This window comes from Nocardia sp. X0981 (assembly GCF_977089955.1).
Genome location: NZ_OZ372435.1, coordinates 4,375,169 through 4,387,990, shown reverse-complemented (window position 1 = coordinate 4,387,990; position 12,822 = coordinate 4,375,169). Strand labels below are relative to the sequence as shown.

The 12,822-nt window shown below is 67.0% G+C and carries 12 protein-coding genes and 2 pseudogenes; 4 read left to right on the top strand and 10 right to left on the bottom strand.

All coding sequences use genetic code 11. The features are described 5' to 3' along the window. Positions 1-72: 72 nt before the first annotated feature. The 4 genes from ACYR7D_RS19220 to ACYR7D_RS19205 all read right to left on the bottom strand — a co-directional run bounded on the left by ACYR7D_RS19220 (position 73) and on the right by ACYR7D_RS19205 (position 3,356). Entirely contained in the window at positions 73-807 is a 735-nt protein-coding gene (locus ACYR7D_RS19220) for a hypothetical protein (protein ID WP_459545912.1), read from the bottom strand. 17 nt (positions 808-824) lie between these two features. After that, on the bottom strand, positions 825-1,262 hold the full coding sequence (locus ACYR7D_RS19215; RefSeq protein WP_459545911.1) for a hypothetical protein: 438 nt from the start codon (positions 1,260-1,262) through the stop codon (positions 825-827). Between the two features lie 270 nt (positions 1,263-1,532). After that, a complete protein-coding gene (locus ACYR7D_RS19210; RefSeq protein WP_459545910.1) occupies positions 1,533-2,045 on the bottom strand; it encodes a hypothetical protein in 513 nt (170 codons plus the stop codon). A gap of 171 nt (positions 2,046-2,216) precedes the next feature. Then, positions 2,217-3,356 (bottom strand): acyl-CoA dehydrogenase family protein, encoded by a 1,140-nt coding sequence (locus ACYR7D_RS19205; protein ID WP_459545909.1) that lies wholly within the window; start codon positions 3,354-3,356, stop codon positions 2,217-2,219. 98 nt (positions 3,357-3,454) lie between these two features. Between ACYR7D_RS19205 and ACYR7D_RS19200 the strand changes: the two are divergent. Continuing rightward, positions 3,455-4,030: pseudogene (locus ACYR7D_RS19200) on the top strand (TetR/AcrR family transcriptional regulator); the annotation flags it as partial. A 25-nt stretch (positions 4,031-4,055) separates the two neighbouring features. Here ACYR7D_RS19200 and ACYR7D_RS19195 read toward each other — a convergent pair. Further along, positions 4,056-5,183, bottom strand: a complete 1,128-nt coding sequence (locus tag ACYR7D_RS19195; RefSeq protein WP_459545908.1) for a CapA family protein — start codon at positions 5,181-5,183, stop codon at positions 4,056-4,058. A 160-nt stretch (positions 5,184-5,343) separates the two neighbouring features. Here ACYR7D_RS19195 and ACYR7D_RS19190 point away from each other — a divergent pair. Then, a pseudogene (locus ACYR7D_RS19190) lies at positions 5,344-5,670 on the top strand (tetratricopeptide repeat protein); the annotation flags it as partial. A 137-nt stretch (positions 5,671-5,807) separates the two neighbouring features. After that, positions 5,808-6,221, top strand: a complete 414-nt coding sequence (locus tag ACYR7D_RS19185; RefSeq protein ID WP_459545907.1) for a tetratricopeptide repeat protein — start codon at positions 5,808-5,810, stop codon at positions 6,219-6,221. A 17-nt stretch (positions 6,222-6,238) separates the two neighbouring features. Here the strand turns inward: ACYR7D_RS19185 and ACYR7D_RS19180 are convergent, their stop codons facing one another. The 5 genes from ACYR7D_RS19180 to ACYR7D_RS19160 all read right to left on the bottom strand — a co-directional run bounded on the left by ACYR7D_RS19180 (position 6,239) and on the right by ACYR7D_RS19160 (position 11,932). Continuing rightward, positions 6,239-7,456 (bottom strand): cytochrome P450, encoded by a 1,218-nt coding sequence (locus ACYR7D_RS19180; protein WP_459545906.1) that lies wholly within the window; start codon positions 7,454-7,456, stop codon positions 6,239-6,241. Positions 7,457-7,484: 28 nt separating this feature from the next. Continuing rightward, the gene (locus ACYR7D_RS19175; RefSeq protein ID WP_459545905.1) at positions 7,485-8,612 is read right to left on the bottom strand and encodes a radical SAM protein; all 1,128 of its coding nucleotides are present in this window, start codon (positions 8,610-8,612) and stop codon (positions 7,485-7,487) included. Positions 8,613-9,001: 389 nt separating this feature from the next. Further along, positions 9,002-10,264: a cytochrome P450 gene (locus ACYR7D_RS19170; RefSeq protein WP_459545904.1), complete on the bottom strand. Its 1,263-nt coding sequence runs from the start codon at positions 10,262-10,264 to the stop codon at positions 9,002-9,004. 495 nt (positions 10,265-10,759) lie between these two features. Next, the gene (locus ACYR7D_RS19165) at positions 10,760-11,746 is read right to left on the bottom strand and encodes an NAD-dependent epimerase/dehydratase family protein (RefSeq protein WP_459545903.1); all 987 of its coding nucleotides are present in this window, start codon (positions 11,744-11,746) and stop codon (positions 10,760-10,762) included. A gap of 39 nt (positions 11,747-11,785) precedes the next feature. After that, complete coding sequence (locus ACYR7D_RS19160; RefSeq protein ID WP_459545902.1) at positions 11,786-11,932, bottom strand: hypothetical protein; 147 nt, start codon at positions 11,930-11,932, stop codon at positions 11,786-11,788. A gap of 283 nt (positions 11,933-12,215) precedes the next feature. Here ACYR7D_RS19160 and ACYR7D_RS19155 point away from each other — a divergent pair, with 283 nt between their 5' ends. After that, entirely contained in the window at positions 12,216-12,686 is a 471-nt protein-coding gene (locus ACYR7D_RS19155; protein ID WP_459545901.1) for a DIP1984 family protein, read from the top strand. Positions 12,687-12,822 lie beyond the last annotated feature (136 nt).

The following is a 12,822-nucleotide window of genomic DNA, read 5'->3' as shown; positions in this document are numbered from 1 at the left end:
GTTTCCGGAACTGTCTCGCGCCTCGCACAAGAATGAATGCGGCGAGGCCGGGACGATCGCAACCAGACCGGATCAGCGCCGGCCGGGACCGGGCGTGGGGGCGCCCGTACCGCCCGGCAGGCCGGCTCCCACCCCGCCGACATCGGTGATCGTCCACTCCGAAGCCCGATCCATCGTCACCGTGTAGGTGGCGGTGGCGGCCACACCTTCCGGGGTCTGTTTGCTCTTGGACGTCATATCGACGAATACCTGCACGACGAAGCGGTCGCCATCGGTTTCGGCGACCCGGGCCGCCAGCAGCCGCGCGGTCGCGGTGTACTCCATTTCGGTCAACCACGGCCCCACTACGTCCACGGCAGCGTCCAGTTTGGGCGCGAGCTGGCCGCTGGTGTTCTCGGTGAGGGCCGTACGCCACCCGTCCAAATCGCGGAAATCGACCTGCGAGACGTTCAGGGCGTAGTCCGATGCCGCGGCCTCGGCGGCGGCCTCGGTATCCAGGCGGCCCTGTAACTCGGCCAACCGGCCCGCGGAATCGTCGGTGGCCCACAGCGCGGCGAGTATCACCGCGGCAATGAGCGCGACGGCCGCCACGACCGCCACGGCACGGCGGGACGCCCACCACCGCGGGGCGGTGGCGGGTGACGAGTTCGTTCCGGGATTTCCGGATTTTCCGGCCCTCTCGGGCTTTTCGGCTTCTTCGGGAGCCTCGGGAGCCTCGGGAGCCTCGGGAGCCTCGGACCGAGGAGCGGTCCGGTCATCCGCGTTTTTCGTATCGGTCGATTCATCGGTGGTGTCGGCGTTCGTCATGGAATCGGGTCTTCTCCTCATCGGGGTGCGGTCACGGTGAACCGGACACTGTCGCCCGGCAGCGTCGCGATGGCCTGTTCGAGCAGCGTGCCGAGGTCGATCGAGGCGAGCAGCGGGCCGGTCGCCCGGGTCGCCGGCCGCAGCGCCACCCCGATCGCGCCGATCTCGGGTGCCAGCTGTGCCAGGAACCCGGCGAGCTCGGCCTGCTGATCACGCCACGAGCCGAGGATCTCGTCTCCCCGCAGCACCGACGAGCCTTCGAACAGGTACTCGTAGGAGACACCGAGCGTCTCGCCGAACTCGTCCAGCAGCGGTGGTGCGGCGGTCAGCGTGGGCCGCGCCCATTCCACATCGCGCATCACCCGCACCAGATCCCGCAACACCACCTCGAGCGACCCCTCGTGCGCGGAGAGGGTGGTCAGGAGCAGTTCGGCACCGCGGCGCGCCGCCGGCATCGTCGCTTCCAGACCCGCGACCGACTGGGCGAACGCCTCGACGAGCCGGCGTACGGATTCGGCGTCGGTCTGATCCAGCAGCTCCGATGTTCACCCCGCGGTAGACCACATCGGAGCCGACCCGTAAACCCGCCGCGTCACGCAGATCCACCACGGCGTGATACCGGCGTTGTAGCGGATCGATGGCCAGCACGCCGGAGACGAGGTACCCCGACCCCAGCACCATCACGAGGGCCAGGGCGAGAGCGGACAGCCAGGCGGGAATGCGGGTCACGGCAGCGCTCCGATCATGCGCAGGAGCACCAGTGCGTCCTTGGCGGAATCCCCCGCCGAACCCATGACACGGACCTGCCGGATATCGACACCCGGGCCGAGGAGGAACGGGATCAGTTCCTCGTCGACGAATTCGACCATCGCCGCGGCGTTACCTTCCAGCTGAGTGGCGCTGGGCGAAGGAGCACGGAGTATCGGCACGATCTTCTCGAGGTTCTCGTTGATATGGGGTAGCCGTGGGATAAGCCACTCCAGCCCGGTGACCAGGGTGTTGGCGTCGATAACGGTGTTGAGCACGGCCTCCATGAAGTACGGGACCCGGTACAGGCGCCGGCGCGCGGTATCGGAGAAGACGAAGCCCACTTCCTCGCGCGCGGTGTGCAGACGCTGCGTCAGGTCATCGGTGGCGTGCACGATCCGGTCTATCCGGTCGAGGTGGTGGACGGCCGGACCGTTCACGGCGAAGACCAGGACGTCTGGCCCATCGAGGAATTCCGCCGCGCGCGGCACCGATGATCCGGAAGACCGGTCGACGGGCCGGCCACGAATTCTCGTGTGGAGACGATACGGCCGTCCGTGCCGGGCTGTCTCGGTCGCGCTCCCGCCGCCACCGGCGTGCCCTGCGGGCGGCCGAGCGGATGCGACGCCGTCGCGGACTCCGGATGCGGACGTGGTAGCGGGTCAGCCGGCGAGGTGGCGGCTGATGACCAGCCGCTGAATCTGGTTGGTGCCCTCGAAGATCTGGGTGATCTTGGCTTCGCGCATATACCGTTCGACCCGGAAGTCGCGGGTATAGCCGTAGCCGCCGAGCACCTGCACCGCGTCGGTCGTCACCTTCATCGCAGCGTCGGTGGCGACCAATTTGGCCACCGACGCATTGCGGGAATACGGCAGGCCCGCATCCCGGCGCCGGGCGGCGTCCAGGTAGGTGGCCCGGGCGGAATCGACGGCGGCGGCCATATCGGCGAGCAGGAAACCCAGCCCCTGATGGTCGATGATCTTGCGCCCGAACGCTGTGCGCTGTTGCGCGTATGCGACGGCTTCGTCGAGTGCCGCCTGAGCGAGCCCGACCGCGACCGCCGCGATACCGAGACGCCCGGAATCGAGAGCGCTGAACGCGATCTGCAAACCCTGTCCTTCCGCGCCGATCCGGCGCTCGGCCGGCACGAACGCCCCGTCGTAGTGCGCGGAAGTGGTGGGCACGGCGTGCAGGCCCATCTTCTCTTCTGGTTTGCCGAAGCTCAGCCCCGCGGTCTCCCTCGGCACCAGGAAGCAGGAAATCCCTTTGGAATCCTCGCCGGTGCGGGCGAACAGGTTGTAGAAATCGGCGATACCCCCGTGGGTGATCCAGGCCTTCGAACCATCGACCCGGTACCCGCCGTCGACCGCGGTGGCCTTACACGTCAACGCGGCGGCATCGGACCCGGCCTGTGGTTCGGACAGGCTGTAGGCGCCGATGGTGGCACCCCCCAGCATCTCCGGCAGCCAGCGCTGCTTCTGCTCCGCACTACCGAACACCATGAGGGGATGGCAGGCCAGGCCGTGCACGCTGACCGCGACGGCCACCGCGGCCCACCGCGCGGCGATCTCTTCGAGTACCTGCAGGTAGACCTCATAGGGCTGACCACCACCGCCCCACTCTTCCGGATACGGCAGACTCAACAACCCCGCCTCCCCGAGCGTGGCGAACACGCCCTCGGGATAGGTTTCGGTCTTCTCGTGCTCGTCGACGATCGGTGCCAGCACCTTATCGGCGACGTCGCGGGTCAGCTGCATGAGATCCCGCGCTTCGTCGGTGGGCAGAAGTCGGTCGACAGCCACAGGAACTCCCTCGATTGATACGACATTTAGTACTCGGTACTCGGCGCGAGTACTAGCATCGACAGTACTGCAACCAGCAAGGCAGTACTATCGCGGGTATGAGCAACCGTTCGACCTTCGCGACGGCCCGCCGCACCGAACTGTTCGACGCGCTGGTCGAGTTGTTCCTCGCCGAGGGCTTCGCGCACCTGACCCTCGACGCCATCGCCGCCCGCCTCAAATGCTCCAAATCGACCCTCTACACGCTCGCCGGAAGCAAGGAACAACTGGTCACCGCGGCGACCGTGCACTTCTTCAAACGCGCCACCGATACCGTCGAAGCCAGCCTCGCCGCGACCACCGGGCCCCGCGAACGCATCGCCGCCTATCTCACCGCCGTCGGCGAGGCGCTCGCCGACGCCTCGGAAAGGTTCATGACCGACCTGCACGCGTTCACTCCCGCGCGCCAGGTCTACGAACGCAACACCCGGATCGCCGCCCGCCGCGTGCACCAGCTCATCGACGAGGGAGTCGCCACCGGCGAATTCCGCGGCGCGCACCCGGCGTTCGCCGCCGACCTGGCCGCCACCATGATGGTCCGCATCCAGCAGGGCGGCATCCGGGAGAGCGCCGGGCTCGACGATGCCGCCGCCTACCGCGAACTCGCCGCGATCCTCACCGAAGGAATCAGCGCCCCGCAACCGCGACCGGGAGAGCAGATCAGAGCGTCTCGCGGGCTCCCGGACGAGCGGTCAGCAGATCACCGGGCCCGGCCTCGATCCGGGTGCCGAACCGGCGGCTGATATCGGCGAGCCGGGTCAGCAGCCACTGCCTGCCCCCGCGCCCCGCACGCTCGAGCCGGATGCGACGGATACGCAAGGGCAGCATTCGCAGCACGGCCGGGCTCGCCGGGGCGAGAGTGACGAGATACAGCAGCCGCAGCTCGGGCCGGTAGGACTCGTGCCCGCCGATCCCCTCGTAATCGTCGATCACATCACCGCACCCGTACAGGATGGGTTTGCCCCGGTAGATCTCGATCGGCCGTGGATGGTGCGCGGAATGACCGTGCACGATATCGATTCCGGCGTCGATGAGGCGGTGCGCGAACTGTCGTTCGCTCAGACCGATCCCGTACCCCCAGTTCGATCCCCAGTGCACCGATACGATGGCAGGTTCCCCGACCCGGCGGTGGTCCGACAGGCGCGCCACCACCTCGTCGGCATGCCCCACCGAGGGGTAGGCGAAGCACCAGACCCCCGGCCGGCCGGGGGTGGCGGTCCAGTCCGGCGGAACGCCGCTGGACCGGATCGAGACGGATACGATCAGCGCCCGCCGTCCGTCCGGCAAGGGCACCGCGGCGGGCCGCTGCGCCGCGGCGAGATCCACCCCCGCCCCGGCCGCCCGGATATGCGCACCGGACAGCGCGTCGAGGGTGTCCAGCAGGCCGCTGATACCGAAATCGAGGGAGTGATTGTTGCTCAGCGCGCAGACGTCGGGTGCGATCGCGGTGAGGGCCGGGACATTACCGGGCTGCATACGATAATGGATACCTTTACGGGGAGCGAAGGAGCCGTCCGCGGTGATCGCGGTTTCCAGATTGATCAGGCGCACCTCGGGCGCGAGCTCGTCCAGCAGGGCGGGCACCTCGCCCCACGGCCGGTCGTAACCGCACGGCCGTGGCACCCGCCCGTTGACCCTCTCGACCGCTTCGACGTAATACCGGGCGTCCCGGACCCACGGCTCCCGGAGTTCCGGATCTCCCGGGTGCGGCAGGATCTGGTCCACGCCGCGTCCCAGCATCACATCACCACCGAGAAGGACCGTGACCGTCATGTCGCCGCCCGACACCGAAGGGGGCCGGTCCCTCGCCACAACGCCTCGACCCGGCACGTTCCCCAACGGATAACGAGCCCCACCGGGCCGATGGTGCGAGCCTCCGAATCCACCACGGGATTCATACGAAAATGCTATCAACTTGACCCGATGGTCCACTCCAGGCATCCACCACGTGGTCCGGAGCGGGCTTGCCCGCTGGTGTGGCGAGAGCGGCCACGTGAAGGCGGCGGTGGCCGAGTTCGAGGCCCTGTTGTCGGTGCGTACCCGCGTCTCGGGCGTCGACCACCCCAGCGCTCTGACCACGCGCGGGGACCTCGCGCACTGGACGGGGCGAGGCGGAGACCCGGAAACGGCGATCGCCGGGCTCGAGGCACTGCACGCCGACCGGGCCCGGATACTCGGCCCAGACCATCCGCAGACCCTCGCGACAGCCACCCACCTGGCCCACTGGTACGGGCAGGCCGGGAACCCTACCGCCGCGATCACAGCGCTCCGGCGACTACTCGACAGATTGCTCCCGGTAGCGGGCCCCACGACGCCGACGTACTGGCCATACGACTCCAATGGATCTTCTGGCTCGGTCGCCGTGGAGACACCGCAGCCGCTGTCGCCGGTTGCGCCACGTTGCTGGCCGATATGCAACACGGCCTGGGCGCCGATCACCCCGACACCCTGGCCACCAGAGACCACCTGGCTTTCTACCTGGCCAGAAACGGCGACGTCGAAGGCTCCGTGGAGCAGTACCGCATACTGCTCACCGAACGTCGGCGTGTGCTCGGGCCGGACCACCCCGATACCCTCAGAACACACGGATGCCTGGCATTCTGGCAAGGCGCCGGTGGCGACCCCGCGGCTCCGATAGAGGAATACCGGCGACAGGTCGCCGAACGACGACGCCTTCTCGGCCCGGACCACGAAAGAACGCTCAAGGCCCGCAACAACCTCGCTTCCTGGCTGGGACTCGACGGCCGCATCGACGATGCGGTAGCGGAATACGAAGCCCTGGCCGGTGGGCGAGGAAGGGCTGCCGCGCGGACGGAGAGACCGTGACCCGATCGCACGCAGCCTCAGGCCTCGAGGACGACGGGCAGTCGCCGCAACCCGTGCAGCGCGCGGGAAGGCAAGGGGGCGGGCTTTCCCACGATATGAGCGTTCGGATACCTTTCGAAGAACCGTTGTACAGCGACAGTGGCTTCCGCCCGGGCCAGCGCCGCGCCGATACAGAAATGGATCCCGGCACCGAAGGTGAGATGGCGATGCGGTTCCCGGCGCCGCGGATCGAATACGTGCGGGTCGTTGAATACTTCCGGATCGCGATTGGCGGCGGCGAGGAGCACCACGACGGGCGTTCCCGCGGTGATACCGCGACCGGCGAGCCGAGTATCGCCGCGGGCGACCCGGACGACATATTGGACGGGGGTGTCGTAGCGCAGGGATTCTTCGATCACAGCCGTGTAATCACCGTCGGCCGGCCGGAGGTGGGGGTGCCGCAGCAGGGTGTACAGGGTGTTTCCGAGAAGGTGGGTGGCGGTGCCGAACCCACCGACCAGCAGCATGCTGCACGTGGCGATGGCCTCGCGCAGGGTCAGCTGTGCGGGGCATTGCTGCGCCAAACCGGTGATGAGTCCGGCACTCTCCGGGTCGGCGTGCTCGAGGCGCTCCCGGAAATACGCTGTCATCTCGGTGACGAGAGCACGGGACCGTTGCCGCTCCTGCGCCGTTCTGGCGCCGTCCAGCAACGAGGCGAGGGTATTTCCCCAGGCGGCGAAACGCGGAGCGTCGGTATCCGGTAGGCCGAGAATATGGGAGATCATCGCCATGGGAACGGCTTCGGCATAGTGTGTGATCAGGTCGGTGACCCGGCCGTGTGAGAGCTCGTTCAGGCGGTCGCCGACGATTTTTTCCATTCGGGGCCCGAGGTCGGCGAGACCGCGGCGGTGGAATGTGGGCGCGACGAGGGATCGCAGCTCCGTATGCCGAGGTGGCTCCAGCTTCAGAAAGGAGTCGTCGACCGGATGCACGAGCGTCACATCGCCGGTCGCGTTGCGGCGGCGGGCCGACGCACCGATGGGCGCCGGCCCGAAGTCGCTGCCGGTGAGTACCTGATGACTCAGGGCATGGGAGGCGGTGAACAGCAGGCCGCGGCGGCTGGTGGCCAGAGCGCCTCGGGCGCGAACCTTCTCGTATTGCCGGTGCCGGTCGGTCCCGGGCCGCGCCCAGAGGATCCGGGCGCCCGGGTCACCACGAAGGACATCCGAGAAGAGCCGCGCCTTCTCCAGAGACATTGTTGCCATGGTCGAGTGCCGTCCGACGTTATGCTCCGACCGCCGATTCGGCGGGTGTCTGCCGGGCTGGATGGTAACTGGACCAGTAGTACTGGCGGTAGAAGTTCTCGGCCAATGTCACCCAGGTCTCGAGCTGGTCTCGATCGCCGAGAAAACGATGCATATTGACCAGCAACCAGCTCCATACCGCCTGGCTGTCGCGGCAGTTGTCGCAGTCTCCGGTGGTGGCGCAGTACTGAACACTGTGATCGGTCCGGTAGGCGTTGAAGCGACCGACGATCGGGTGCCCCTCGGTCAGGCGCTGGGCATGCGCCGGGTGGTCGTTGCTGATGCTCGGACAGGTTTCCGCGCCGAAGGTACCCCAATGCGTGCGGCCGGTGACCAGCGTGCGGAAGTAGTAGGGGTGCCCGACAACGGTATCGGGATAGGTTTCGCGCATGCGGGTCATTTCCTGGATCACATGCTCTTCGTTGCGGATCCGCGCAGCGGGATCGGTACCGTAGTCGCTGTAATAGCCGAAGTTGATCTGGTTGCCGTTGGCGGCGATGGCCTCGACGGTTCGTTCCAGGTACGGCATCCCGGCCTCGCTGAGCGTATAGACCCAGGTGGCCCGCGGGTCGTCGGCATAGGTGCGCAGCGCCGTATCGAACAAGCCGTTGATCCGCCGGCCGTTGGCCCGATGACCACGTAGCTCGTCGTCGATCGGTCCTCCGCCCCACAGCGACACCGCGATGGCGAGATCTTCCAAGCCGTCGTACGGGATCGGCCGTGTCCCGTTCGTCACGACGGTGACATTGCGAATCGTCTCCGCGAACACGCGAACTCGGTCCAGGACCAGCGCCGGTTCACCGCCGATCAGCAGTGTACTGGTGATCTTCTTGGTATCGCGCAGGTCTTCGGCGAACGCCCGGATCGAGTCCAGGTCACGAATCTCGGTGCTCTGCTTGTCCATATCGTGCTCGAAGAACCAGCATCCCTTGCACCGCAGGTTACACGCGTCGGTAACCCAGACTTCCACCGTTCGGATACCTCGCGCCACTTCGTTCACGCGCATCAAACGTTCGGCCAATGCCGGATCCTCTTGCGCGAGTTCGAATGCTCGGGTTAAAATGCGTTCCTTACTTGGCCTGACATCCAGGAAAACGGGCTGAGCCACGACATCCTCCTCGGGGCGATGCGGCAAGATTTGCGCGCTGCTAGATGTGACCGGCGAGCCGAACGTGCCGAAGCCGACAGTGCCGCCGATACGCTGCCGATCAGCGGATCGACAGGTGATGGGTGAGAATGCGGATAGGGATCGGGTCTTGTGGTACCGAATTCGTTAGCGCCACAAATGATTCTAGGTCAGACCCGTTTACCGCGCGATCTTCCCGCAACATCCCTGATGCTTTTGAACATCCAGCCGAAAATCTCCGGATTTGTTCCGGCGCAACAGTATTCGCCGAGAAAGACTTACACATCTATGCGGGTGAGGTGCGGCGCAGCACGCTCACGACCCCCTGGCTCACCGCCGGTGTGGCCGCATGCGGCCACACCGGAGCGACATCACCGGCCGAGCGGTGGAGACGGCGGGAATGTCACCGGCATCGCCGACAGTGCGCGGTGGAAAGGCCCCGGCCGCCAATGCAATTGGTCGGCCGGGCAGGCGAGCTGCATCTCGGGGAGCGCGTCGAGCAACTGGTCGATGGCGTTCTGGGCAACCGTGTAGGCGATCGATCTGGCGGGACAGGCATGCGGTCCGGAACCCCAGGCCAGATGAGCGTTGTTGTCGGTGTACTGGCCCGAATGGATCGCCGGATCGTTGTTACAGGCCGACATGCTGATGATGACCGGCTGATCGGCGGGCAACCAGACACCATCGAGCATGATCGGCTGCCTCGGGTAGCTGAGGCAATAGTTCGCCATCGGCGGGTCGGTGTACAGCAGCTCGTTGAGCGCGTCCCGGGTCGTGGGGGCCGTACCGGGTGAGGATGTACCGGTGAACCGGGGGTCGGTGATCATGAGCAGCAGGGTGTTGACCGTCAGATTGGTCAGTGGCTCGATCCCCGCCCCGTAGAGCACGGCCAGCTGGTGCACCATCTCCGAATCCTCGAGGCGCGCCGGGTCGGCCAGCAGACGAGAAGTGATATCGCGGCCGGGTTCGACGCGCTTGAGCCGGACCAGTTCCAGGAGTGCTTCGTTGATCCTGGCATCCGCGTGGGTGGCGGCGGCTCCGCCTTCGAACATATCGGCCATACCGGCAGCGATGTGCTGCCCGAGATCCTGTGGGCAACCCAGCATGGCGTTGAGCATGTAGAAGGTCAGCGGGAAGGCGTACTGGCCGATCACTTCGGCCTCGCCGTCCATGCAGAAGTTGTCGATCAACGGTGTGGCAACCGATTCGACATGCTGGTGCATCGAGAACAGGTCGACCCCGTCGAGAGCGGTGGTGATCGCCTGCCGGTACCTGGTGTGTTCCATCCCGGTGCTGCGCATCACATTGGGGCGCCATGCCATCATCGGCATGAGCGGGTGGTCGGCAGGTACGCCCTTCTCCCACGAACGCGCATCGGCCGGAAAATGCTCGGGGTCGTTGAAGATCCGAATCGCGGTGTGGTATCCGATCACCAAGGTGGCCGGGATTCCAGGAGCCAACTCCACCGGCGCGAGACTCGGGTGCCGATCACGCATCTGGGTGAAAACACGATGCGGATCGGTGGCGTACTCCTCGGTGTACAGAGCGACACGAGGCGGAGCACCGGTCGGCCCGGGCGCGGAATACGGGCATCCGGCGGTGCCGGTTTCGGGCGACGGTACGGACTTGGTCAATGCCTGGAACTCCAATGGAAGCAGCAGCGACAGGTGCGAGAAGTTGTCCCACTTGGGACATCTCCTGTGTCGGAACAGTATTGGCGTGGCGGATCGGCCGCAAGCGAGAGACTAATACGATCAGCCGTCACGAGCCGCACCGGGACCTGCCCGGGCCGGTCGGTGAGGGGCACAGGTTCCTCGAAAGCGCAGGCCAGGCCGGGGGCGCGCCGCTGCGATTCCGAACTCACAGCGTGACAAAGGATTTCCGTGGACCGACGCTCCGCTCAGGCGGAATATCCGCGCCGCCGTTCGTACGAGCGATTCCACCTCGGTATCCGGAACCACAAATCTTCGGCCACGTCTTTTATATGTCACATTTCCGCCGAAACAGCGGCTGTGGGCTCGGACCGGCGAGCGCTTCGACCGCGGTTTCGGGGCGCAGCCGGTCGGTGGGGCCCGGCACCGCCACGGCCCGCTCGACGAGGCGCGGTGGGTGCCGCGAAAGGGGCCGATTCACCCGGCTCGGCGGGCGGCGGCGAGTGCCGCGAGGGCCTCCGCGGAGGTGTGGGCCGGTTTCCAGCCGAGATACCGTTTCGCCCGGCTGGTGTCCATGACGAGAGGCGCGCGGACGATGTGCACCCACTCGAGGGTTGCCGGTACGAAAGGCAGGCGGGCGAGCGCCGCGGAAGCGGCGGTGGCGGCGAACGCGGGAACGCGTACCGGCCTGCCACCGAGCGCGGCTACCACCTCGGAAAGGGTGAGGATCCCGTCGCCAGCGATATTGTAGGCGCCGGGCGGCGCGTCCGTGGTGGCGGCCAGCGCGATGGCGGCGGCGATATCGTCGTGGTGGACCAGTTGCAGCGGATGCCCGGGATCGGGGATCACCGGCTTGAACAGCGGATCGGCTCGGGCCAGCATGCGCAACGGCCGGGGAAGTTCACGCCACGGCAGGTCGTGCAGGGCCGGTGCCTTGGGGCCCGCCACAATGCACGGCCGCAGCACGAACACCTCGAGTCCGGAATCCGCGGTGATCTCGGTGAGCGCTGCCTCACACGCGGCCTTCTGCTCCGAATAGTAGTGCTCGGGCGAGCCCTCGGGCGGCACGTCTTCGGTAATGGGTGTGGGGTTCTCCCGGTGGTAGCCGTAGGCGGCGACCGAGGAGGTGTAGACGAGGCGGCGGGCCCGTCCGGCAGCGACCGTGGCTTCGAAGACGTTACGAGTGCCGGCGAGGTTCACCTCCGCGCTTTCCTTCCGGGAGCCCATGATCACGAACGCCAGATGGATCACCACATCGGCCTCCGCGACCAGGGCGGCCACGGCGGGCCGGTCGAGGATGTCGCCGCGCCGATACTCGGTTTTGCCCCAGCCGCGCTCGGCGGGGTCGAACGGGCGGCGGGCCATTCCCACGATCCGGTCCACCCCCGGGTCGTGCTCGAGCGCGGTGACAGCGGAGATACCGATCTCACCGGTCGGCCCGGTGACAGCCACGGTGATACCCATGCGGCCGGGTTTCCCCGGCCGCGGTCGGCGAAACGGTGCTCAATCGGGCGGTTCGACAGCGCCCGCTTCCTCGCTCACGTCCTCGTTCTCCGGGACTTCGCGACGATGCAGATCCATGTCGTCCGGGTGGGAGGTATCGATCTGCTCGCCCAGTTCGGGTGCGTTCCGGTTTCCGGGTTCGGTCATGACTGTGGCCTACCCACCGACAGGATTTTCACGCGCGACTCCCGGAGGGAAGCCCTGCCCGCTACGCCCCGCGGGCGGGGACGCGGCGCCGCGCCGGCCTCGAGCACCGATATGGATACGCGCCGCCCACCGTGACGGCCGGTCCGGGGCATCGGCGCGTGATCCGAGCGATGGCTGCCCCGCCATCACTCCCGTGGCCGAGGCGCGCGCCGGTATCGCCCAGGACATCCAGCATCTTGTAGGCCATAATCGAACTCTCGTCCTCGTGAGCGAAAGTAGGGATGTGAAGCTAGCAGAGGCTCTGTCGTTGCGCGCCGAGGCGGTACGCCGTATCGAACAACTGCGCACCCGGATCGTGAGCAACGCCCGATTCCAGGAGGGCGAGGAGCCCGCCGAGGACGCGGCGGCGCTCCTCGGCGAAGTCGGCGAGGTGCTCGAGGAGTACGAAACACTGATCCGACGGATCAACCGCACGAACGCCGCCACCGATATCGGCGCGGACGGCACCCTGACCGACGCGCTCGCCCGCCGGGATACGTTGCGACTGCGGCATTCGGTGATCACCGATGCCGCCGACGCGGCCGCGGGCAAGAACCGGACCGGTTACGCACGACAACTCCGGTCGGAGTTGAAGATCCTGTCCGCACTGCCCGTCGCCGAACTCCGCGCGCAGGCCGATGGGCTCGCCGCGCAACTGCGTGAACTGGATGCGCGGATCCAACGGGCCAACTGGGAGGTCGATCTCCTGGACTGATCACAGCGGTGGAGCAGGTAGCCGATACGGAGGCGCGCACCGACCCGCTGGACCGACGGGTAATCGGTCCCTTTCTGGCGCACGAAGGGCAGGCGAGGGGTTCGACTCCCCTATTCACATCGCAGCCCAGCACCGC